At 66.2% G+C, this 21,457-nt stretch carries 23 protein-coding genes; 7 read left to right on the plus strand and 16 right to left on the minus strand.

Annotation, left to right across the window (positions count from 1 at the left end; translation table 11 throughout):
* Positions 1-85: 85 nt before the first annotated feature.
* Positions 86-1,066 carry a substrate-binding domain-containing protein gene (locus ACO076_RS18345; protein ID WP_421724258.1) on the plus strand — a complete coding sequence of 327 codons (981 nt, stop codon included), beginning with the start codon at positions 86-88 and terminating at the stop codon, positions 1,064-1,066.
* A 10-nt stretch (positions 1,067-1,076) separates the two neighbouring features.
* Here ACO076_RS18345 and ACO076_RS18350 read toward each other — a convergent pair whose 3' ends face one another.
* Together ACO076_RS18350 and ACO076_RS18355 are read right to left on the minus strand one after the other, a co-directional pair.
* Positions 1,077-2,384, minus strand: coding sequence for a DNA-packaging protein (locus tag ACO076_RS18350; RefSeq protein WP_421724259.1), 1,308 nt, complete (start codon positions 2,382-2,384; stop codon positions 1,077-1,079).
* Positions 2,335-2,883, minus strand: a complete 549-nt coding sequence (locus ACO076_RS18355) for a hypothetical protein (RefSeq protein ID WP_421724260.1) — start codon at positions 2,881-2,883, stop codon at positions 2,335-2,337. Before ACO076_RS18355 ends, ACO076_RS18350 begins: the two co-directional genes overlap by 50 nt.
* Positions 2,884-3,189: 306 nt before the next feature.
* On the opposite strand from ACO076_RS18355, the gene ACO076_RS18360 reads away from it, so the two are divergent.
* Positions 3,190-4,575: a hypothetical protein gene (locus ACO076_RS18360; RefSeq protein ID WP_421724261.1), complete on the plus strand. Its 1,386-nt coding sequence runs from the start codon at positions 3,190-3,192 to the stop codon at positions 4,573-4,575.
* 24 nt (positions 4,576-4,599) lie between these two features.
* Here ACO076_RS18360 and ACO076_RS18365 read toward each other — a convergent pair whose 3' ends face one another.
* The 8 genes from ACO076_RS18365 to ACO076_RS18400 all read right to left on the minus strand — a co-directional run bounded on the left by ACO076_RS18365 (position 4,600) and on the right by ACO076_RS18400 (position 12,171).
* The gene (locus ACO076_RS18365) at positions 4,600-5,226 is read right to left on the minus strand and encodes an MOSC domain-containing protein (protein ID WP_421724262.1); all 627 of its coding nucleotides are present in this window, start codon (positions 5,224-5,226) and stop codon (positions 4,600-4,602) included.
* Between the two features lie 99 nt (positions 5,227-5,325).
* Positions 5,326-5,814, minus strand: a complete 489-nt coding sequence (locus ACO076_RS18370) for a hypothetical protein (RefSeq protein WP_421724263.1) — start codon at positions 5,812-5,814, stop codon at positions 5,326-5,328.
* A 48-nt stretch (positions 5,815-5,862) separates the two neighbouring features.
* Positions 5,863-6,447, minus strand: coding sequence for a hypothetical protein (locus ACO076_RS18375; protein ID WP_421724264.1), 585 nt, complete (start codon positions 6,445-6,447; stop codon positions 5,863-5,865).
* Positions 6,448-6,476: 29 nt separating this feature from the next.
* On the minus strand, positions 6,477-7,619 hold the full coding sequence (locus ACO076_RS18380; protein WP_421724265.1) for a helix-turn-helix transcriptional regulator: 1,143 nt from the start codon (positions 7,617-7,619) through the stop codon (positions 6,477-6,479).
* A gap of 91 nt (positions 7,620-7,710) precedes the next feature.
* Entirely contained in the window at positions 7,711-9,780 is a 2,070-nt protein-coding gene (locus ACO076_RS18385) for a substrate-binding domain-containing protein (RefSeq protein ID WP_421724266.1), read from the minus strand.
* Positions 9,781-9,901: 121 nt separating this feature from the next.
* Positions 9,902-10,609, minus strand: coding sequence for an SDR family oxidoreductase (locus ACO076_RS18390; protein ID WP_421724267.1), 708 nt, complete (start codon positions 10,607-10,609; stop codon positions 9,902-9,904).
* Positions 10,610-10,687: 78 nt separating this feature from the next.
* Positions 10,688-11,701, minus strand: coding sequence for a hypothetical protein (locus tag ACO076_RS18395; RefSeq protein ID WP_421724268.1), 1,014 nt, complete (start codon positions 11,699-11,701; stop codon positions 10,688-10,690).
* Positions 11,698-12,171: a YcgN family cysteine cluster protein gene (locus ACO076_RS18400; RefSeq protein WP_421726773.1), complete on the minus strand. Its 474-nt coding sequence runs from the start codon at positions 12,169-12,171 to the stop codon at positions 11,698-11,700. Before ACO076_RS18400 ends, ACO076_RS18395 begins: the two co-directional genes overlap by 4 nt.
* A gap of 278 nt (positions 12,172-12,449) precedes the next feature.
* Between ACO076_RS18400 and ACO076_RS18405 the strand changes: the two genes are divergently transcribed.
* From ACO076_RS18405 to ACO076_RS18415, 3 genes are all read left to right on the plus strand, one after another.
* Positions 12,450-14,651, plus strand: coding sequence for a transglycosylase domain-containing protein (locus tag ACO076_RS18405; protein WP_421724269.1), 2,202 nt, complete (start codon positions 12,450-12,452; stop codon positions 14,649-14,651).
* 67 nt (positions 14,652-14,718) lie between these two features.
* On the plus strand, positions 14,719-15,294 hold the full coding sequence (locus ACO076_RS18410) for a DUF1214 domain-containing protein (RefSeq protein WP_421724270.1): 576 nt from the start codon (positions 14,719-14,721) through the stop codon (positions 15,292-15,294).
* Positions 15,291-15,836 (plus strand): DUF1254 domain-containing protein, encoded by a 546-nt coding sequence (locus ACO076_RS18415; RefSeq protein WP_421724271.1) that lies wholly within the window; start codon positions 15,291-15,293, stop codon positions 15,834-15,836. Before ACO076_RS18410 ends, ACO076_RS18415 begins: the two co-directional genes overlap by 4 nt.
* 5 nt (positions 15,837-15,841) lie before the next feature.
* Here the strand turns inward: ACO076_RS18415 and ACO076_RS18420 are convergent, their stop codons facing one another.
* From ACO076_RS18420 to ACO076_RS18435, 4 genes are all read right to left on the minus strand, one after another.
* A complete protein-coding gene (locus tag ACO076_RS18420; protein ID WP_421724272.1) occupies positions 15,842-17,416 on the minus strand; it encodes an alkaline phosphatase D family protein in 1,575 nt (524 codons plus the stop codon).
* Between the two features lie 138 nt (positions 17,417-17,554).
* On the minus strand, positions 17,555-17,680 hold the full coding sequence (locus tag ACO076_RS18425; protein ID WP_421724273.1) for a hypothetical protein: 126 nt from the start codon (positions 17,678-17,680) through the stop codon (positions 17,555-17,557).
* 241 nt (positions 17,681-17,921) lie between these two features.
* Entirely contained in the window at positions 17,922-18,257 is a 336-nt protein-coding gene (locus ACO076_RS18430) for a DUF1491 family protein (RefSeq protein WP_421724274.1), read from the minus strand.
* Positions 18,258-18,262: 5 nt separating this feature from the next.
* Entirely contained in the window at positions 18,263-19,201 is a 939-nt protein-coding gene (locus ACO076_RS18435) for a peptidoglycan-binding domain-containing protein (protein WP_421724275.1), read from the minus strand.
* Positions 19,202-19,414: 213 nt separating this feature from the next.
* Here ACO076_RS18435 and ACO076_RS18440 point away from each other — a divergent pair, with 213 nt between their 5' ends.
* Positions 19,415-19,759, plus strand: a complete 345-nt coding sequence (locus ACO076_RS18440) for a DUF5330 domain-containing protein (protein WP_421724276.1) — start codon at positions 19,415-19,417, stop codon at positions 19,757-19,759.
* A gap of 70 nt (positions 19,760-19,829) precedes the next feature.
* On the plus strand, positions 19,830-20,294 hold the full coding sequence (locus tag ACO076_RS18445) for a SufE family protein (protein WP_421724277.1): 465 nt from the start codon (positions 19,830-19,832) through the stop codon (positions 20,292-20,294).
* Positions 20,295-20,346: 52 nt separating this feature from the next.
* Here ACO076_RS18445 and ACO076_RS18450 read toward each other — a convergent pair whose 3' ends face one another.
* On the minus strand, positions 20,347-21,102 hold the full coding sequence (locus tag ACO076_RS18450) for a DUF6456 domain-containing protein (protein ID WP_421724278.1): 756 nt from the start codon (positions 21,100-21,102) through the stop codon (positions 20,347-20,349).
* Complete coding sequence (locus tag ACO076_RS18455) at positions 21,095-21,418, minus strand: helix-turn-helix domain-containing protein (protein ID WP_421724279.1); 324 nt, start codon at positions 21,416-21,418, stop codon at positions 21,095-21,097. Before ACO076_RS18455 ends, ACO076_RS18450 begins: the two co-directional genes overlap by 8 nt.
* Between the last annotated feature and the right edge of the window lie 39 nt (positions 21,419-21,457).

Consider the following 21,457-nt stretch of genomic DNA (forward strand, 5'->3'; position numbering starts at 1 on the left):
AGTGTATTCGGAAGTGTCATAATATCGTGCTTCTGTCGCGGCGCCGCACACTATCCCGCCGCTGGTCAACAAGGAGACTGCTCGTATGAGATCTGTGATCACCGTCGCCGTCGCTGTCGCCGCGACAGTCTCGATCGCCGCCGCGGCCGAAACGCCCAAGATCGGCGCGGCGCTTTATGGTCTCGAACACGACTACATGCAGCGATGGGCCGCGGCCATCGAGGACCATCCGGCGGTCAAGGCCGGCAACGTCGACCTCACCATCTTCGATGGCCGTTATGACGAGAATGTCCAGACGCGGCAGTTTCGGCAGATGATCGCCGAGGGGTACGATGCGATCCTCTTCGTCCCTTACGAAGAAACGCCTGGCGCCGAATTGGTAGCGGAGGCACACGCGGCCGGCATCCCGGTTGTCGGTTCCAACACCCGTGCGAACAGCGACCTGCTGACCGCCTATATCGGCTCCGACGATGTCGAGGGCGGTTATCTGGAAGCCAAGTCGGTCCTCGACAAACTTGGCTGCGCCGGCAACGTGGTCATCCTCGAAGGGCCGATCGGTCAGTCGGCCCAGATCGAACGCCTCGAAGGCAACCGCAAAGCGCTGGCCGAATGCCCCGACGCCGTCGTCCTCGCGCAGGCGCCCGCCAACTGGTCGATCGCGGAGTCGCAATCGGTCCTAAGCGGCTGGCTCTCCGACCACGGCAGCGACATTCAGGGGGTGATCGGCCAGAACGACGAGATGGCGCTCGGGGCAATCGCCGCGATTGAAGCTGCCGGGCTCGACGTTGAGGCCTTCGCCATTGCCGGCATCGACGGAACCACCGAGGGCCTGGAGGCGGTCAAGCGTGGCGAGATGTCGTCGCTGCTCCAGGACGCCAGGGCACAGTCGCAGGGGGCCCTCGACCTCGCACTCCACGCCCTCAACCCGGTCTATGAACCGCTGTCCGACATCTGGACCGCCTATCCCGAGATGCCATGGAACGGCGGCAACGATACGACTTACACCGTCCCCTGGACGCCGGTCACTGAGGACAATGTCGAAGCCCTGTTGGCCGAGCGGATGTGAGCCCGCGGTCCTAAACGCCCCGCACCCGTGGCTCGCCACGCGTCAGCATTAGCGCGGTGATTGCCCACACCATCGCGTCGAGCCGGTCGGGCGAACGCCCCTGGCTCAGGCCGTCCGGGCCGAAATCGCAGAGCTGGTCTTCCAGCGCCCGCAGCGTTCCCGCGTGACGCACCCGCCCTTGCGCGTAGAGCGCGGCGACCGGCTCGGCACGCACCCACTTGCCCCGCGTCGCGCGCACCGTGGTAACCGGAACGTTCGCGTCGACCTGGGCGATGACTGCGGCCACCATATCGCCGCCTTGATTGACCTCAGCGACCAGCGCGTCGGCATCAAGCCGCCGATAGAGATTCAGCGCCGCCCCGGCCCAGCGATCCGGGCGCGCGGCCTGAACGGTGGCGTCGGCGAGGACGTAGCCGGTGCCGTCGCGGCCGAGACCGGCGGCGACGATGCCGCAGACACCGCTGCGCGCCGAGGCCGGCGGATCGACCGCCACCACGATCCGTCCGAGCGTTGGGGCCGAGTCGACCCGGCCCGTCTCGATCGCCTCGCGCTGCCACAGCGCGTCGACGCGATCGGCGATCAGTTCCCCTTCCAGTTCCTGGCGCCCGAGCCGCGTCCCGGCATAGCGGCCGACCACCCGGTCGAGGAATCCCGGCGCGAGGTTCAGCCGGTTCGCGTAGGTGGCAGCGTGGGTGCGCACCGTACCGTCCGCATCGAGCAATTGTCGCAGCAGCGGGATCGGCCGTGGCGTGGTGGTCACCACCTGGCGCGGCCGGTCCCCGAGCCGCAGGCCGAACTGGAGCATGTCCCAGGTCGCCTCGGCGTGCTTCCATTTGGCGAGTTCGTCGGACCAGGCGGCAGCGAATTGCGGACCGCGCAGGCTTTCGGGATCTTCGGATGAAAACGCGTGGGCGGTCATGCCGTTCGGCCATTCGAGCCGGCGACGCGACGGCAGCCACACCGGCCGTTTGTCGCGTCCATGCACGCTGAGGACACCCGACGGCCCCTCCACCATGACCTCGCGAACGTCGGCGAGTGTCTCGCCCACCAGCGCGATCGGCCCGACCGGATCGGCCGCGAACGGCGGCTCGCCAAGCGCCATGGCGCGCACCCATTCCGCACCGGCCCGGGTCTTGCCGGCGCCGCGGCCGCCGAGCATCAGCCAGACCAGCCAGTCACCCCGCGGTGGCAACTGCTCGTCGCGTCCGTTCTCCTCCCAGACATCGAGGAGGTAGCGGATTTGCTTGTCGGAGAGCGAGTCGATCAGGTTAAGCGGATTTGCTCCCCTCTTCCGCCCACTGGTCAATGCGTCGCGCAAGCGCGGCTCGCAGGCTGGCACGGTCGGTGGGCTCCGTCTGCTGGTCGGCGCCGACGTCCCTTTCGAGCGCAATCAGAGTTTCGAGGGTCTTGGCGAGAGAGACCAGCGTGCGCGCATCCTTTTCGTCGCCGGCCGGGTCGTTGGCATCGCCCCGCTTCTCGATCCGGGCGATCTGCCGGCTGACGGCCTTGAGCAGGCGCCCGCGGACCACACCCATGTCGGCGAGGCGCGGCGCTCCGCGCGGCCGGTGTGCTTTCGGTGCGTCGCGTGGACGCGTCCATCCTTTCTGGCGCATCAGCGAATGGAGCGATCCGCGCGGCACGCCATGGTCCTTGGCGATCGCATGGAGGGACTCCGACGTCTGTTCGATCCGGTAGCGTATCGACTCGCGAACGGCTGAATCGGCCATCAGGGCGTCGAGGGTGTTGGCGCTCTTCGACCGCTCCCCGCTCGGTTCAGCCGACCGGTCTGCCGCCGGCGGGATCGGTGCCAGGGTCATTGCATCGCCACGGGCTTCATCATGAAAAAACCCCCGACGCTGACGCATCGGGGGGTGAGGGATGCCGCGGTGGTATCATGGGTCTCCCGGGGTGGGAGGAAGCTCCCCGTCGCCCACTACCGCGACTGTGCCCGCAGAATACGCCGCACGCGTTACGGTGTCAAGGATTGTTTTCCTACAATTCGATCTATGTGACCCGCGTCCCATCGGGCCCGGCGCCTCTTGGGCGAAGCAACTTAGCGACCTAAGATCGATCAGACGTATAGTACGCGACGTCGACTATCCCCTCACGAGAGCCATCGATACATGCTGCGAACCATCGATATGCCGGGGCTGCCGCCCGGTTCCTGGCTCATGGATTACCGGCGGGATGGTGTTGTCCTCTACAGAGGTTCGCTGGTCGAAGGCGGAGACGACTGGTTCGCCGAAGGCGCGTGGGCCGGCGATTTCAGCAAGACCGGGATGCTCGGCTCGTCGTTTCGCTGCGGATCGGGCGCGGCGCTCAAAGGCCAACGGCTCATTGTCGCCCCACCCAGCCACAGCCTCGAGGCGATCTACTGTTTTCGATTCGCTTCGCAGCCACGCTGGCTGATCTCCAACTCCTTCGCATGTCTCAGCGCCGCGGCACCGAACTCTGATTTGGCGCTACCGATGTTTGCAGCGGTTGAAGCACGGGCGAAGACGATCAAAGACGGCATCGGCACTTACGAGCGGGTTTTGCACCGCGCGCGCTCGGGCACGTTCTTTCGATTGGCGTTCTCCCGGTTCAGGCTCCGTTTGAACCGCGATACCCCGGTCGAGACCATCTTGCGGCCGCCCGCGCTGTTCGTGGACTACGACGATTATGTCGAAAGGCTTGCCGCTATCGCCCGGTCCATCATCGCCAACGCCGCTGCTCCGCAGCGACGGCACCCCTTTGGTCGGATCGTCTCGAGCATCAGCGGTGGTTACGATTCCCCGGCTGTGACCGCCATCGTCAAGCAACTCGGCGACATCGAAACCGTGTCACTCAGCACGGCGCGCGGCGGTCGCGACGACAGCGGCGCCCATATCGCGGCCATGTGGAACATCCCCTGCCACGAGTACACCCGCTTCGCCACGGCCATCGAAACCCGGGGAGTCGGCGGGCGGTTCGTCAACCCGGCCGACGTCGATCTGACGACGCTGCCTGAGGTCGACGCCTTCCTCGGAGCGATCACGACACCGGAGGACGCCATCTTTGCCCCCTTTGCCCCGCATCTTCAGGGCGCCGTTTACTTCACCGGTGTTCATGGCGACAGGATGTGGGCCGCGAAAGCGTCTCGCGACCCGAATATCACACGTCCCGACGTTGCCGGCAGCGGCCTTGACGAGTTTCGCAAACGGTTAGGCTTCGTGCACGTTCCGTTGGCTTTCTATGGCGCGCAGAATGTCAGGCGGGTTCGGAAAATCTCACGCAGCGATGAAATGGCTCCGTTCTCCGTCGGCGGCAAGTACGATCGCCCCATCCCGCGTCGAATTGTTGAGTCCGCGGGCGTCCCGCGCGAGGCGTTCGGCAATCGCAAGAATGCCGGCAGCGTCCTTTTTCGCTTCACCCCGCAAGAGCGCCATCAGTTTCATAACGATCTGGTCGAGCGCTACAGGGATGCGTTGAAAGACGTTGTTGCCCGGCTTCAGCCTCGACCGCGGTGGGCCTGGCGCCGTCGATTTTGACGGCGCTTTCTATTACTCCCCAGCCTACCCCCACCGCGCTTCGAGACGGTCCCGCAATTTGTGATGCACCGGCGCCGCCAGCCACCGGCGAGTGGTCGCCTCATCGAGCGTGTCGAGGTTCGAGAACAACCGGTTGAGTTCGAGAACAGCCACGCGCTCGCCCGGGAACGGCGTCAACGCCACCGGATCGCCGGCGGCAACCGTTCCTTCAGTGATCGCCCGGCAGTAGACGCCCGGCCGCTCGGCCTGGAGAAAGCGCTTGACGAACAGCGTGTCGTCCATGCGTGCGGCCAATGTCACGCATGGGATTCGCGGGCCGGTCACTTCCAGCACCACGTCGCCAACGGTCAGCCGGTCGCCGACACAGATATCCGCGCTCGCCAGGCCGTCGACAGTCAGGTTCTCGCCGAACGTACCCGGCACCAGGTCGCGGCCGAGTTCCCTCGACCACCAGGCGTAGTCCGGTGTGCCGTAGACATAGACCGCCTGATCGACGCCGCCGTGATTCTCGGTGTCGCAGATCGTGTCCCCGGCGACCCCGAGGCGGCCGACCGCCACGGCCTCCGACCGAGGATGTTTGAAGATGCCGGTTTCGCCGCTCTTGGTGGCGATCGGTTCGGCCCTGCCGGTGTTAACGCTGACGAGCTTCATGCAGGCAGTGTATCGATTCGCGGCCTATGGCCAACAGCCGAGCGTGACTGATGTCGGGCGATCACGCGGGGGCAGCCGCAGGACGGACCGCCTCCTCGCTCAGTCCCCGTCGACGCAGCAGGATACGGAAAGCCAGCAGGTTCGGGCGCCGCTGCCGCCAGTGCAGCCCAGTTGGTGAAACAGACACTTGGGGTAGCCGTCGTTGATCATCTGCGCCCGCTGGAAACCGAGCTTGTCCTGGGCGGCGGCGCGGGCGGCTTGGGTTGTGGCGCCCTCCCCTTCGGCGATTTCCGACTTTCGGCACGCCCCGGTCGCTGCATCGGTTCCGGCCTCGTCGGTCGTTTTGGCGATGCAACCATCGAGACTGGCCTGTCGCGCTTCGGCTTCCTCGTCAGCCTTCTTCGGACCGAACACCCGGCAGAACGTCTCGTGTCCTCGGCGATCGGTATGCCAGCGGACGCCGGCAAAACCGCAGCCGTTCTCCCGGTTGGTCTCATGCTGGGCGACCGCGGTGTCGGCATACGCGCGGCAGGCATCTTGTGCTTCGGCGGAGCCGGTCAGACTCGCCAGGAGCGCGAGGACAACCAAGCGCCTGCTCGCCCACCGTGGACGGCCGAGTTGCATCGCTTCGCCGGCCTATCGGTGAACGACCGGTTCGAGCAGACCAAGTTGCGCATCCAGATCGGCGAGCAGCTTCGCCGTGGCAACGATCATGGCCTGTTCCCCAAGGATATCGTCATTGATGATGAGCTGAGACGCGATTTTCTCCGCAGCCGGGTTTCCCGACGCCTTGGCGTACGTGCTGACAGCGCCAGCCTGTTTGCGGATGTCGGCCAGCAACCCTTTCAACTGTTGCTGCTCGGCCGGTGTCAGGTTCTTGGAAGCAGCGGCAGCCATTTTTTGAAAACTGGCGACATCGTTGCCGATCGCGGCACGCGCCTTGACGAAGCGGTCGAGGTTTTTTTGGCTCACCTTGAGCTTGGACGCGGCTTCGTCGTCGGGGAACACATCCGTCTGGATCAGCGTCCCGTCGCGGGAGTTGGTCGGTGACGTGGTCGGCTGCGGCGCATCGTCGGCGGCCGACAGAGGACCTGCCGTGAGCGACAAAAGAGCGGAGATCGCAAGGGCGCGTCGGATGATCATGGTAAGAACTCGAGCCGGAGATGAGCGAAGCTTTCGTCCCCAGCCTAGGTGCGACCGGCTCCGGCCCGCATGACGCATTTGCGCTATGGGCGCCAGTCAATGTCCGTTCAGTGCAGGGAATCGAATGGCGAGGCCAGATATCCCATCCGCCGGATGAAGCTTCCCTGACTGCCGGCCCCCGACTTCTGCAACAGCGCCCGCATCTGATTGCGCACGGTGTGGCGGCTCAGCCGGTTGCGATCGGCATAGTCGCTGAGGGTCTCCCCGAGCATCAGGGCCGCTGCGAGCTTTGCTTCGGCGGGCGTCGCACCGAACGAGTGCGCGATCCGACCGAAGTCACGGGCGCTGTCTTGGGAGTATCCACCGGCGACCACCAAAGCTGCGGTGATCGGGTCGCTCCATGCGGCCGATGGGAACGAATCCTGCGCTTCATCGGGAAACCAATGGGCGTGCATGACAAAAACCCGGCCGTCCGCGGCGTAGAGACAAAGCGGATCGGGCAAGTCGGATGGCTTGCCGGTTGTGCACACGCTCGTGAGTCCTGCCAGGAATGTGCCGGTTTCGGGTCCATCCGCGTGGAGGCGATCGCTTGTGTCGATCGCGAAAAATCGCTGTTCCTTGAGGAACCGGTCCGCCGACGGATTGGTGAACGCCACCCGACCGCTCTGGCTGAGGAGCACGACAGCGTGACGGCTCGCCCGCAGATAGGCCAACGAGGGCGGATCGGCGGACCGGGTCAGCGACGCATAAGTGATCGCCCGGTTCAGGTGCGGCGCCAGCGCTTCCAGCAGGCACTGGGCGATCGGCAAGGTGTCCTCCACGTCCCGTTGTCGACACGCCGCGGCAAGACCGACGAACGTATCGCGCGTGCGGTGGCACATCATGAACGGCCCGGCGACGATGTTCTCCTGGCGTCGAAGCCAGTCGTTGTAGAACGCGGTCTTGAACAGTTCGCGCCGTTCCAGTGCCTGGTCCGATGTGCCGACCTGGCCGGCGGGCATCATCAGATTCATGTGCATCCAGGGGTTCTGGTCGGCGAAGTGCTCGTGATACCGGTTGACCTCGGACGGATCGAGCCCACCGGCGACGATCCCAAGGCTTTCGTTCCTGGCGAGGTTATGGCCGAACATCATGATCGGCACAGACAGAACGTGGTTCAACTCCTCACAGACCGCCCGCCACACAGTGCGATCGGTCTGTGTCGCATAGACCAGGGAGAGCAACCGATCCGGGATACCGCCTCCGCGCATGCCTTTCGCTCGCCTTTGGCCGGCAAGAATGGCACGGGCTTGGCGCCGGAATCAAAAACCTGCGGTGGTTCCCCAGCCGAGCGTGTTGCGGCTACTCCTCAACCGCGTCACAAGGCGGAGGCGGCGGCACCCGAACATAGACATCGGCGACCGTCACCCAGCCGTCCGGCGCGATGTCGAGGATCCAATCGCACATCGTATCGGCGTCGACCGGCACGACTTCGATCAGTCCGGTGGGGACGGGGCCGTAACCGGTGTCGATCTCCGCGTCGAACAGTGGCGCGTTGCCCGAGGCCATGGCGACCGCCGCGTCCACCGCCTCACGCGCCATGCGCTCGATTTCGGTCCACACCGTCATGGTGATCGTCCCTTCGACGATCAACTGATCGTTGGGGATGTCCGCGTCGAGTCCGGAGACGAACACCTCGCCATCGCGCCCGACGTCGTGAAGTGCCCCGGCAACCCCGAGGGCGAGCGTGTCGTTGGAGACGACGAACGCGTCGACGTCCGACTGGATCAGCGCGATCTCGGCGGTCTGGCGAGCATCGTACGATGACCAGTCGGCATGCCACCGATCGGTGGTGATCTCGATCTCGCCAGCCTCAGCCAACGGCCCGAGAACGGCGTCGTAGACATCGGCCATTTCGCGGGCCACGGCGTTGCCACGATCGCCCTTGATCAGGGCATAGCGCGGCGGATCGGCCGCGTCTGGCGGCGCGAAGGCGAGCGCCGCGTCGACCTGTAGTTGGGCGGCCGCTGCGTTGTCGCGGGTGACGAAATAATCGATTCCCGCGCTTTCCACCGGAATGTCGTAAACGACGATCGGTATGCCGACGCTGTTGGCCCGCTCGACGAAGCGGCGTGCCGCGCCGCCGTCCACCGCGACAACGATCAGCGCATCGACCTTGTTGGCGATCAGAATGTCCACCTGCCACAACTGATCGATGGCGTCGCCATACGCCCATTGGACCATCAGTTCGGCGCCGATCTCGTCGGCGCGTTCCTGCATCGCCGCCACGTCGAAGTCCCAGCGCGGCTGCGCCCTGGTCGCCATCGCCACGCCGATGGTAACGACTTGGTCATCCGGCGGCGGCACGACCTCGCAGGCGGCCGGGCGGGGCAGTCGGCCATAGACATCGTCCGGCGTGGCCCAGCCATCCGGCGCGATGTCGAGGATCCACTCGCACATGTTGTCGGCGGTGACCGGCACCACCTCGATCAATGCGGTCGGAATCGGGCCGGCGCCGAGATCGACGGTGGTGTCGAACCGCGGCGGCTCGCCCTTGGCGAGGGCCACCGCCGCGTCGATCGCCTCCTCCGCCATCACCTCGATCTGCGTCCACACCGTCATGTCGATGACGCCCTCGACGATCAGCGTGTCGTTGATGATGTCGGCGTCCAGCCCCGATACGAACACCCCGTCGTCCTGCTGCCGCGCATCGATCAGCGCGCGGGCGACCCCCACTGCCAGCGTATCGTTCGACGCGACGAAAGCATCGACACCGCGGATGATGGCGGCCTCTGCGGTGGTACGCGCCTCGAGCGAGGACCACTCCGCGTGCCATCGGTCGAAGACTATGTCGATCTCGCCGGCATCGGCCAGCGGCCGCAGCGTTTCTTCGTAGACATCGGCAATCGCCCGCGCGACCGGGTTGGATTGATCGCCCTTGATCAGGGCATAGGCCGGCGGATCGTCGGCATTGGGCGGCGCGGCGGCAAGCGCCGCCTCGACCTGCAGCCGCCCGACGGCCTCGTTGTCGCGGGTCAGGAAGTAGTCGATGTTGGCGTCGGCAATGCCGATGTCATAGGCGATGATCGGAATGTCCGCGTCGTTCGCCTCGGTGACCAGGCGTTGCGACGCCGCGTCGTCGACGGCGACGACGATCAGCGCGTCGACATGGCGGTTGATCAGGGTCTCGACCTGCCAGAGCTGCCCTGCGGCATCGCCATAGGCCCAGTCGACGATCAGTTCCGCGCCGACCTCCTCGGCGCGTTCTTGCATCGCGGCCACGTCGAAAGTCCAGCGCGGCTGCGCCTTGGTCGCCATCGCGACACCGATCGTGATCGGTCCGTCATCGGACTGATCCTGCGCGCCTGCACCACCGGTGAACCCGGCCCAAGCGAACGCCGCGAGTAGGAAACCGATCGTCAGTCTTGGCATCGTCACCCCCGTTTCAAGGAGAGCGCCCTAACCGCCGGCCCGTTGATCCGCACCCGGCTTGCGCCCTCGCATCTGCCGGTTTGTCTACCGGAGACCATCGCAACAGTGAAGCCGTCGCGGTTCATCCACTCAACAGCCAGCCGCCGTCGACATCGACGGTCGTTCCCGTCACGAAGTCATTCTCGATGAGGAATATGATCGCCATCGCGACCTCGTCCGGTGCTCCGCCGCGCGGAATGATGTGGCCGGCGGAGCGTTCGTTGACGGCGGCGGTGCGCTCGGATCCCGCCGGGCCGAACATCGGTGTGTCGATGAAGCCAGGCGAGACCACATTGATCCGCCGCGGCGCGATTTCCGGGGCGAGGCCACGCACGAAGGCTTCGACTGCACCACCCACGGAGGCCAGCGAGATTTGGCCCGGCTTTTTCCGCCGCGCCGGGGCGCCGCTGACCAGCACGATGCAGCCGTCCGGCGGCAGGAACTCCGCGCCGAACCGAACGGCATTGGCATAGCCCCAGAGCTTGTTGAACGACCCGCGATAGCCGGCCATGTCCATCTCCAGAAACGGCCCGACCGCCCGGTCGCCGCCCGTCGCGGCGTTGATCAGAATATCGTAGGGCGCCGTCTCGGCGCAAAGCTTGGCGACTGCCGCCTCATCGCGCACGTCGCACGACGTGAATGTGACACCCGGCGGTGGGTCACCGGCCCGATCCGGATTGCGGCTCGCTGCCACCACCGTCGCGCCGCGTTCCACGAGTTGGCTCGCCGCGGCAAGCCCGATCCCCGATGTTCCGCCGAAGACCAGTGCCTTCTTTCCAGCAATGTCCATCCGTCACCCCTCTTTTCCTGATGTCTCCGCGTGGTCAGCACCTAGAACGCCGACGCCGCCATTGCAAACGCAGGGCGCTCAAGTCCGCGGAATCGTTGCGGCCGCGCGGTCCCAGGTGTCCACGATCTCGTCGACCACAACGCGCCCCACAGCGTAGGCCGCTTCGACCGCCGCGCCCTTGGCCGAGAACGATGCGCTTTCGACCGCGAGGCTCTCCGCCGCGGTCTGCTCGTCCGGCTGAGCGGTGAAGTTGCTCGTCGTGCGCAGCACCAGGACCCGGTCGCGGTCGACCCGCCCCGCCACCGCCAGCCGGGTCAGCGCCGCCAGCGTACCGGTGTCTTCCATCGCGCTGGTTGCGAAAGTGCCGGCCCCGTCGGTCCAGTAACGCACCCAATCGCTGGCCCAGTCGTTCATCCAGTGCCCGTGCCAGAAGGTCGCCGTCGACAGCGTATCGCCCTTCATGACAATCGGCGGCTTGGCCGCCGCTTCGGACGCCGAGAAGGTCGCGAGCCACGCCTCCAGCCCGACCGGCGGCGTGATCGCCACGTTGCGAGTCAATTGATACGCCCAATCGACCAGCCCCGGGTCGAGGTGATAGACGTTGCCCCATTGGTCGGACGGCCGCGGCTGTTCATAGGGCCGCGACCGGAACAAGGGGATGAACCCCGTGTCCCAGTCGGCAGGGATCTCCCGCCCGTCGATCTGATGGGCGAGATCGCCGTCGACCACCCACTCGGCCCAGCACGCCGAGGCAAGTGGCACGAGCCGGGCATTGCCGCCGGCCACACCCGCCACCAGCCAGTAGCTCCGGGTGAGATCGAAACGCGGATCGAGGCCGAGCGCCGTTATGGTTGCCGCCGCCCGCGCCGTGCCTACCCCGGTATTGACCACCAGCACTCCGCGCGATCGGTCGAGCGCCAGCGGCTCGTCGCTGATCGGAAACGGAAGCCGTTCGGCGAAGGCCGGCCGGTCGGCCCAGATGCGATACTCGCCGACTTCGGTGTCGGTCTCGCCGATCGACTCATACATGGTCACGATCACGACGCGGATCGGGATCGGTTGAGCGTCGCCGTCCGCCGCTGCCTCGGTCATCCGTCTTCTCCGTCGCGGGTGGCAGTCGCCGGTGTCTCCCCCGGCCACGCGACGACGTGGTTCTCAAGATCCTCGGGCGCGAGTCCCTCCTCGCTGATCGTCCGCCCCCGCACCGAGATACCGGCATAATGAACGGTGTCCGGATCGCCGGACACCAGCGGGTGCCACCAGTAGAGGTCGCGCCCCTCCGCCACCAGCTTGTAGGCGCAGGTTGGCGGCAGCCACGTCAGCCGCGGCACGTTTTCCGGGGTAAGCGGTTGGCAGTCCGGCACCCGGGCCGTCCGATTGGGATAGTCGGTGCAGGTACAGGTCTCGTCGTCGAGCAGGCGACAGACCACCTCGGTCCAGAAGATCTCGCCGGTGTCCCAGTCCTCGAGCTTGTTGAGGCAGCAGCGCGCACAGCCGTCGCACAGCGACTCCCACTCGTCTTGCGACATCTCGCTCAAAGATAGCCGCCGCCAGAACGGAATCTCCTGATCCCCCGCGGAAGGCGCCGCGAGGTCCGTCGGGGGGTCCGCTTCGGCCGGCCAATCGCTGGGCCCGGTGGGCGGTCTGTTTTTGTTTGAATCCATGATCTCTCGATACATCACGGCTGTGGCGCGGACCAGCCGATGCCCACTTTGAGCTGTCATCGGGGCCGCCTGCGACTGATGGGCGAGGCCTTCCTTCTCAAGCGCCCCTTGCCTATCCTGCGCCAATCGGCGACACCGTCTCAACCAGTCACGTCGTCCGGACAGATTCTGTGCCCTTGCGTGATCCTTTCCAGTCGACCAACCGCAAACGGCGGTCCATCCGCCTGATCGACATCGATTCCTGGGTCGATACCGGTCTCTTCCGCATCGGTCGCTTCATTGCCGGCTGGGCCGAATCCTTCTCGGTATTCATGCGTCGGTTCCGCCTGACCGGCGTCTCCCGTGCGACCGCTGAAGTCGGGTCCGACGTGCTCACCCTTGGCCTCGGCGGCGCCATTCTCGCCCTCGCCCTGGCGCTTCCCGCCTTCGACGCCACTCGCCTCGGCTGGCGGGCGCAGGGCGACTATTCGGTGACCTTCCTCGACCGCAACGGCACCGAGATCGGCAAGCGCGGCATCAAGCGCAAGGAGACGGTGCCGCTGGAGGAAATGCCGGATCATCTCATCAAGGCGGTTCTCGCCACCGAGGACCGGCGCTTCTTCGAGCATTTCGGCATCGACGTCTTCGGCACGATCCGCGCTATGAACGAAAACCTGCGCGCCGCGGCGGTGGTCCAGGGCGGCTCGTCGATCACCCAGCAACTCGCCAAGAACCTGTTCCTGTCGAACGAACGGACCATCGAGCGCAAGGTCAAGGAAGCGTTTCTCGCCCTGTGGCTCGAGGCCAACCTGTCGAAGGATGAGATCCTCAAGCTCTATCTCGACCGGGCCTATATGGGTGGCGGCAATTTCGGTGTCGAGGCGGCGTCGGAATTCTATTTCGACAAGGCGGTGACGGACGTGAACCTGGCGGAGTCGGCGCTGCTCGCGGGCCTGTTCAAGGCGCCGGCGCGCTACGCCCCGCATATCAACCTGCCGGCGGCCCGGGCCCGCGCCAACGAAGTGCTCACCAATATGGTGCAGGCCGACTTCCTCACCGAGGGCCAGGTGATCGGCGCCCGCCGCCGTCCCGCCAACGTCATCGAGCAGCCGGATGTCGCCGGCTCGCCCAACTACTTCATGGACTGGGCCTTCGAGGAGGTGAAGAGGCTCAGTCCGCGCGGCGATCGCAGCCTGACAGTACGCACCACCGTCGACGTCTCGTTGCAGACCGCGGCCAACGAAGCCGTCGAATCGATCTTGCGCGAGAACAGCGACTCCTACCGCGCCCGACAGGCGGCGCTGGTCGCGGTGGAGCCGGACGGCGCCGTCCGCGCGATGGTCGGCGGGCGTGACTATGGCGAGAGCCAGTTCAACCGCGCCACCGACGCGCTTCGCCAGCCGGGTTCGTCGTTCAAGCCGTTCGTCTACGCCACCGCCATGCTGAACGGCTTCAACCCGGGCAGCGTGGTGCGCGACGCGCCGATCTGCATCGGCGGCTGGTGCCCGCGCAACTATAACGGCCGCTTCTCCGGCCCGGTGTCGCTGACCACCGCGCTGGTGAAGTCGATCAACGTGGTGCCGGTCCGGCTCGCCCAGAACATCGGCCGCGACAAGATTGTCGATGTCGCCAAGAAGATGGGCCTGTCCACCGAGCTTTTGATCACCCGCTCGCTGCCGCTCGGCGCGGCCGAGGTTCGGGTTGTCGACATGGCGGGCGCCTACGCGGTGTTGGCGAATGGCGGCTACCGGGCGACGCCCTACGCCTTCACTCAGATCATCACCAGCCGCGGCGATGTCATCTACGACCGCCGCGAGGACGCGCCGCCGCAGGAGCGCGCCCTGCCGGACGAAGCGGTCGCCGCGATGAACGAGATCCTGGTTCAGGTGCCAGAATGGGGGACGGGTCGCCGGGCGAAGCTCGAAGGCATCCGCACCGCTGGCAAGACCGGCACGACATCGGCTTATCGCGACGCCTGGTTCGTCGGCTACACCGGCAACTATGTCGCCGCGGTGTGGATGGGCAACGACAACTACCAGCCGACCCGGCGGCTCACCGGCGGACGGCTCCCGGCGATGACCTGGAACCGGTTCATGACCTTCGCCCACGACGGCGTGGAGATTAAGCCGATCCCGTTCGTCGACGATCCCGAGGCCGAGACGGACGACGGGGCCGCGGCGGTCGCCGACGCCACCGCCGACGAAAACGCCGTCCGCGCGCCATCGAGCCTGTCGGCGGCGACCACGACACGGCTGATCCGGCTGCAGGATCTGATGCGCGACGCGCCGAAGGTCGGACCAGTCGCCGACTTCAAGCCCTCGGCGCCGCCCGCCGCCTTCGGTGTCGCCGGCGGCGAGACGGTCGTCGACGTCCTGCCGCCGTCGCCGGTCGCCCAGTAGACGTCGGCCGTCGGCGCCGCCGATGTCGCCGGGTCCCGCGAAACCCCAGCAAGCCGGGATACGCTGATTGCGACCGCTCACCGACATCGCGATAGCCATCGCCATTGCCGCAGTCGTCGGTCTGACCAGCGCCTGGTTCGCGATCGAGCGCGGCTACATCTTCGGCGCCGTGTCGAGCGGCGAGTGGACTGCCTGGCTCTCCGCCGGCGCTTCCGATGCCGACCCCTATGCCATGGCCCATCTGGCCCGCACTGGTGAGGTGCCGCTCGGCGCCGGCGAAGGGCTCGCCTTCAACACCGCCGTCGACCATGACGGTGAACCGCTGACTGGCGGCTGCACCTACCGGATCGTCGGCCAGACCCCTGCGGCTCGGCTCTGGACGCTCACCGCCTACGATGCCGAGGGGCGGCTGATGGCCAATCCCGCCCAGCGGTCCGGGTTTCACTCCCGCGAGATCGTCCGCCGCCCCGACGGCAGTTTCGACATCGCCGTATCCAGCGACGTCCAGTCGGGCAATTGGCTGCCGGTCGATCCGAGCGGCGACTTCACCCTGACCCTGCGGCTCTACGATACGCCGCTCACCACCGGGGGCACCCTCGTCGACTCCGACATGCCGGCAATCCGCCGCGAGGCATGCCGATGAACCGCACCTGGCTCTATGTGGTTGGGGGCGTGCTGCTGGCCGGCGTCATTCATATCGCCACTGTGGTGATGGTCCCCTACTTCGCCACCGACGATGCCTGGTCGGCGATGACCACCTTCGGCCGCGAAGACACCTTCCACACCCTGCCGCGCACGGAAGCTGGCGCCGAGCCGCTCGCTTCGCTTGACCCGCATATGCTCTACGCCGTGTGCCGCTTTTCTCTGACCGACGGGCCGTTGCGGATCACCGCGACGTTGCCCAACGACTTCTGGTCGATCGCGGTGTTCGACCGGCGCGGCCGCAACCGGTTCAGCCTGAACCAGCGCTCGGCGGAACGCTCCGAACTCGACATGGCGGTGATCACGCCGGTGCAGATGGCCCAGCTTCGCCAGGACCCGCCGTCCGCGCTCGAGACCGCAATCGTGGTCGAGATTCCGCTTCAGCAGGGCTTCGCATTGATCCGCGTGTTCGTCGCCGACGAAACACTGCTGCCGCAGGCCCGCGCCGCCCTCGACACCGCCGATTGCGCCGGATCGCTCTAGAAGCCTCAGCTCCGTCGCGGATCGAGCGTCACCGCATAGAGTTCGTTGTCGTCGCGATCCATCAGCCGCACGGTGAGCTGCCCTGTCGGTCCGTCGATGTCGACCAGGCCGAAGAACTGGAGGCCGTCTGTCGGCGGCAGGTTGACGCCCTGGCCTTCCGCCGGTGCCTTCACGAACTTCACTTCCGGACCGAAGGTCATGTCGAGTGCGTTGGGGCCGAAGGTGCCGGCGTGGATCGGACCGGAGACGAACTCCCAGAACGGGGTGAAGTCCTGGAACTGCGCGTTTGACGGATCGTAATAGTGCGCCGCCGTGTAGTGCACGTCGGCAGTCAGCCATACGGTATTGTTGATCCCGGCATTCTTGATGAAGCGGAGCAGGTCGGCGACTTCGAGCTCGCGCCCCTTGGCCGGGCCGCTGTCGCCATTGGCGATCGCTTCGGCACCCGCTTGTTCCTGCCAGTTGTCCCATACGATCAGGCCGATCGGCATGTCGGAGGCGATCACCTTCCAGGTCGCATCGGAATTCGTCAGCTCGCGCTTCAGCCACGCTACCTGCCTGGCGCCGAGGACCCGCGCTTCCGGCGTCAGTTCGGTCTCCATCGACGGACCGTTCGGACCGCGATAAGAGCGCAGGTCGAGGAAGAACACGTCGAGATGCGGGCCGTAGGCGATCTTGCGGTAAACGCGCGCCGGATCGGTCGGCGTAAACCGGATCGGCATCATCTCATGGAACGCCCGCGTCGCGCGGGCGATGAGCAGCGGCACCGATTTTTCGGTGTAGCGGTCATCGCCGGAGAGGTCCTTGGCGCTCGACCAGTTGTTGACCACTTCATGGTCGTCCCATTGGGCGAAGGTCGGCACCTCGGCGTTGAACGCCCTGAGGTGCGCGTCGAGCATGTTGTACTTCCACTGGGCGCGGAACTCTTCGAGGGTTTCGGCGACCTTGCGCTTTTCGTCGATCAGCACGGTGTTCACCCATTGGGTGCCGTCGTCGAAATCGACCTCGTCCACCATCGGCCCGTCGGCGTAAACCGTGTCGCCGGAGTGGATGAAGAAATCCGGCCGATGGCTGAGCATCGTCGCGTAGGTCTTCATGCCGGTTTCGTCGATGCCCCAGCCCTGCCCGGCGGTATCCCCCGACCAGGCGAAGGTAATGCTCCGCTGCGAGGTTGGCGCGGTTCTGAATCGCCCGACGATCGGCTCCGACACGGCGTTGACGTCGGATAGATCGGTGGCCGTCAGCCGATAGAAGATCTCCTGGTCAGAGGGAAGGCCGGTCACCAGCCGCTTCACCGCCATGTCCCCCTCGGGCAGCGCACCGAGCGGCGGCAGCGTGATCGCATCGTCGAATCTGTCCGTCGTCGCGATCTCGAACACGACGTTGGCGGGCCGATCGACGCGGGTCCAGATCATGCCTGAGCTCATGTCGACGTCGCCCGACTGCACGCCATGGGTGAAGACCGGCCGGGTGTTGGCCCGTGAATAATACGGCATGGCGATCCCGGAGGCGGCGACAAGACCGGCGGCACCGGCTGTGGTGAGGAACCCGCGACGGCTGACGGCAAGGCTCTTTTTCATCGAGTTATTCCTCGAGGCTGGTGAGAGTGCTCTTAGAGTTGGTCTAATTTGATTGCACGCGATTGTCCAAGCCGTGACGATTCGGTGAACGCCTGTCGCGCGCGACAAGACGCGCCGTCGGGTCGCGGGATATTTGAACTAGGACGTCTTGCGCGGCCGGTTGGTGCCGAGGTGATCGAACTCGCGGCGGCCGACGCTGTCCCTCAGGCGATAGCTGAGGTCGACCGCGGGGCGTTCGATCCGCACGCCCGGAAAGATCACCACCCGGCACGGTTCTGACGTGCGCCTGGGCGCCGTGCGCCTGGCGGCGGACCGTGGATCGAACCTCAGAATCGTGCCCATGCGACCTCTGCGAGATCGGTTCGCCGGATTCTTCGCCCCGGCCGGTGGCGAACGCTTCGGTTTGACTGGAGCCGATTAAGCTGCCGCTATGGTTAACAGCGTGCTAACCGGAGTGTCGCAAAGTCGTCATCGGCCGGCACGCCGCCGATCCTCAATCCGCATGTCAGATATCGTCGACAAAGGAACGGCCGTCGCGGTCCTCTACCGCGACGATCCAGACATCCGGGTCGAACTTGGTTTCGCGCGCGATCCGCTCTGTGATGGCCGCTGCGTCCGCGCCTTCCGCCACCCGCTCGAAGCGGCGGTCTGTCGGCCGTTCGTCGTCGAAGATGGCCTGCGGCGCCGGCGCATAGAAGTCCGAGGTTCCGTCGAGCCGATCGACGACGATGAAGATCGCGCCAGCTTCGCTCGCCCCCTTGCGCATCACCACGGCCATCGCGCCGGCAGCGAAGCACCGGCGAACATAAGCGCCGACCCACAGGGCGCTGGTAACCCGCATCGCCGTCAGGTGGATTGGAGCGCACCGATGGCGATCAGCCGCTCGAGCACGCCGTCATCTGGAGTTCCGGTGATCGGCAATCCGTTGTCGAGTTCGAAACGGCGGATCGCATTGTCGATCGCGTCGCCCGGCCGGCCGTCTTCGGCGACCGGCCCGTAGCCGATCTGGTTGAGGGCCCTCTGCACGGAGAGATAACGATTGCGCTGGGCGATGTCGGCTGCCGTCGGTATCGGCTCCGGCTGTTCCGCCACCGGTTCGCCGACCACCGCTTCGATCGTCTGCGGCGGCTCTGCGGCCGGCGCGGGATTGACCGCGACCGGGGTCGGCTCGGGCGCCTTCGCCGCCGTCTCGACCGAGGCCGTGGTGATGTGGTCGAGGATGTCGGCGGTTGGCTTGCCGGTCACCGGCAAGCCCTGCGCCTCCTGATAGGCGACGATCGCGGATTGGGTCCGCGATCCGGAGATACCGTCGATCTTGCCGGAGTAGAGTCCCTGCTCGGCGAGCCGGGCCTGCAGGTCGCGGACCAGTTTGCGTTCCGGCGCGGGCTCGGGCGGTTGCGGTGCCGGCGTCGGGACCGGAACGGCGGCCTCGATCACCTCCCGCGGTTCGGGTGACGCCTGCGGCTCTACCGCATCGACCGCAGTCTCGACCCGTGGCCGCGGCACGGGCGGCGCTGCCGCCGGCGTCGTATCCGGCGACACCTCTGCCGTGGTGCCGGGCCGGGTCATGAACAGCGGCTCGGGGTGATCGGCGGTCTGAAGGAAGACCGCGTTCGACACAACCGCGATGGCGGTGAGTGCCATGACGACGAATCCGCCGGACATCGCCGGATTGTCCATGACTCGGTCGACCAGGCGATCGACCAGGCCGCTCCCGGCGACGATCTCGTCAGGTTCGTCGATCATCTCGACAGGCTCTGCCCGGCTGGCTCGTCTTTTCGCCAAGGTTCGATCCTGTTCAGCGACACCCGTTCAGGTGTTCGATATTGGCATAAAACCATGGTCGGTTATGCTTAAGGAAAGCTAAAGACGTGGTGGACGCCGCGAACCGACAATGGTTACAATTTTAGACAAATTGCGCCGGAAGTCTGAACCGCACCTTCAGGTGGCGACCCTACGATCGGTGCCACATCTCACACGGCGCGAAGAGACGGGCGCATGTTTCTGATCAGGATAGTGTTCTGGCTGTCGATCGTGGTTCTGCTGATGCCGGCGAACCCGGAAACCGGCGAAGCGCCGCGGGTGACGGTGATGAACGCGATGCTCGCCGCGCGGGCGACGGTCACCGACCTCTCAGGCTTCTGCGAGCGCAACCCCGATGTGTGCGTCACCGGCCGGGCCGCGGCTGAGGTTTTTGCGGAGAAAGCCGAGAACGGCGCGCGCATGATCTACCGGTATCTGAGCGACATCCAGGGGAACGAGACCGACACGCCCCAGGGGACGCTGACCGACGACGATCTGATGCCGACCTGGATCGAACCGACCGACGAAACCGCCGCCTGAGGCAAACCGCGGCCGCCGATCGGGCCCCGCATCGTTTGCGCCGGCTTATGGTTCGGCCTATATCGCCAGAATGGACCAGGCGGTTACTCAGTCACCGGCGATCGACGACATCGTTGCGGATTTCGAGCTTCTCGACGAGTGGGAGGACCGTTACCGCTACGTGATCGAGTTGGGGCGCAGCCTTGCGCCGCTTGCCGACGACGATCGCACCGAGGCCAACAAGGTGCGGGGGTGCGCCAGCCAGGTGTGGCTCGCCACCGAACAGGACGGGGCCGGGCCGGACGCGGTGCTTTGCTTTCGCGGCGACAGCGACGCTATGATCGTGCGCGGGCTGGTCGCCATCGTCATCGCCCTGTTCGGGGATCGGACCGCCGATGAGATCCTCAAGACCGACGCCGAGGCCCTGTTTCAGCGGCTCGATCTCCGCAGCCACCTGACCGCCCAGCGATCGAATGGCCTCCGGTCGCTGGTCGACCGCATTCGCGCCGACGCGGCTTCAGCCATAGGCGACGCGCCGACCGCGGCGACCGGTTAATCCCGGCCGGCGAGCGCGACCGGGCAAGGGTTGGTCGCACTGTCCGACGCCATCACCTGATCGACGGCCGGTAGTCCGCCGTGCCCCAGTGCACCTGCCCGCCCTGCAACGGCCCACGGCCGGCCTCGGCAAAGCCGTAGTGCCGGGCGAGGCTTGCGAGCGCCAGACGGATCACCAGCTTGGCCGAGCGTGCTGGCCAGGATCGTTCTCGCTCGATCCGATCGATCCCTTTGAGGAAGCCGCAGAAATCGACCAGCAGGCCGGCATAGTCCGGCCCGACCGCGTTGAGTGCCGCTTCGACCCGCCGCCGGGCGGCGATCGTCGCGTCGGCGAGATCGGCGATGCCCTGCCCCTTGCCGCCCCGCCCGCCGCCGCCGAACGCCGACCAGTTGGTGGTCACGCTCGGCATCAGTTGGCCGCGAGTGAAGTCGGACCGGAACCGCTCGCCGGCGGCGAACTCGGCATCGTTGATCAGCGGCTTGCCCCCACGTCCGCGACTACGCCGCAATCGCGCCAGCGGGCTTTCGCCCGCGTTGCGCATCACCTTACGCCGACCGACATTCGGCTCTTCGATGACGGTGGCTTCGACATCCTGGCTGGGAGCGTCATAGCCGCGCAGCGCCTCGCGCCTGAGATGGGAAAGGCCGGCCGGCGTCAGAACGACCGAGTCGCCCTCCCGACGTAACAACCCCCGGGCGATTAGGTGCGGCACGCCAACACCGTCTTCGCCCGAACCGTTTCGATCGTGCGCGCCGGCTCCCTTGATCGCCGCCTTCAGCGCCCTGGTGATCGCGTTGTTGTCAGCCACGGTGACGCACCTCCGCGACCATCGGGATCACCAGCGGGCATGAATCGAGCGCGCGCTCCAGATAGGCGACGATGGCGTCGATTCTCGGATCGTCGCGACTCTCCTCGACCTGCCGGCAGCCATGGCGGGCCGTGGTCCGGTCGCGATCGAACAACCGGCCTGCGCCGACATAAGATAATCCGAACCGGGTGTAGGCCAGGTACATGGCCACTTGTCGGGCGAAGGCGACGTCGGCGCGCCCCCGGCCCGGCTCGCCGAGCACGTCCGGATGCAGGCCGAACGCCGCTGCCACGATGGTTTGTAAAAAAGGGCGCATGGCGCCCGGGCTGTGTCTCCATATCCGGCAACCGCCATT

This window comes from Bauldia sp. (genome assembly GCF_965232525.1).
In the GTDB taxonomy this organism is placed as follows: Bacteria; Pseudomonadota; Alphaproteobacteria; order Rhizobiales; family Kaistiaceae; genus Bauldia.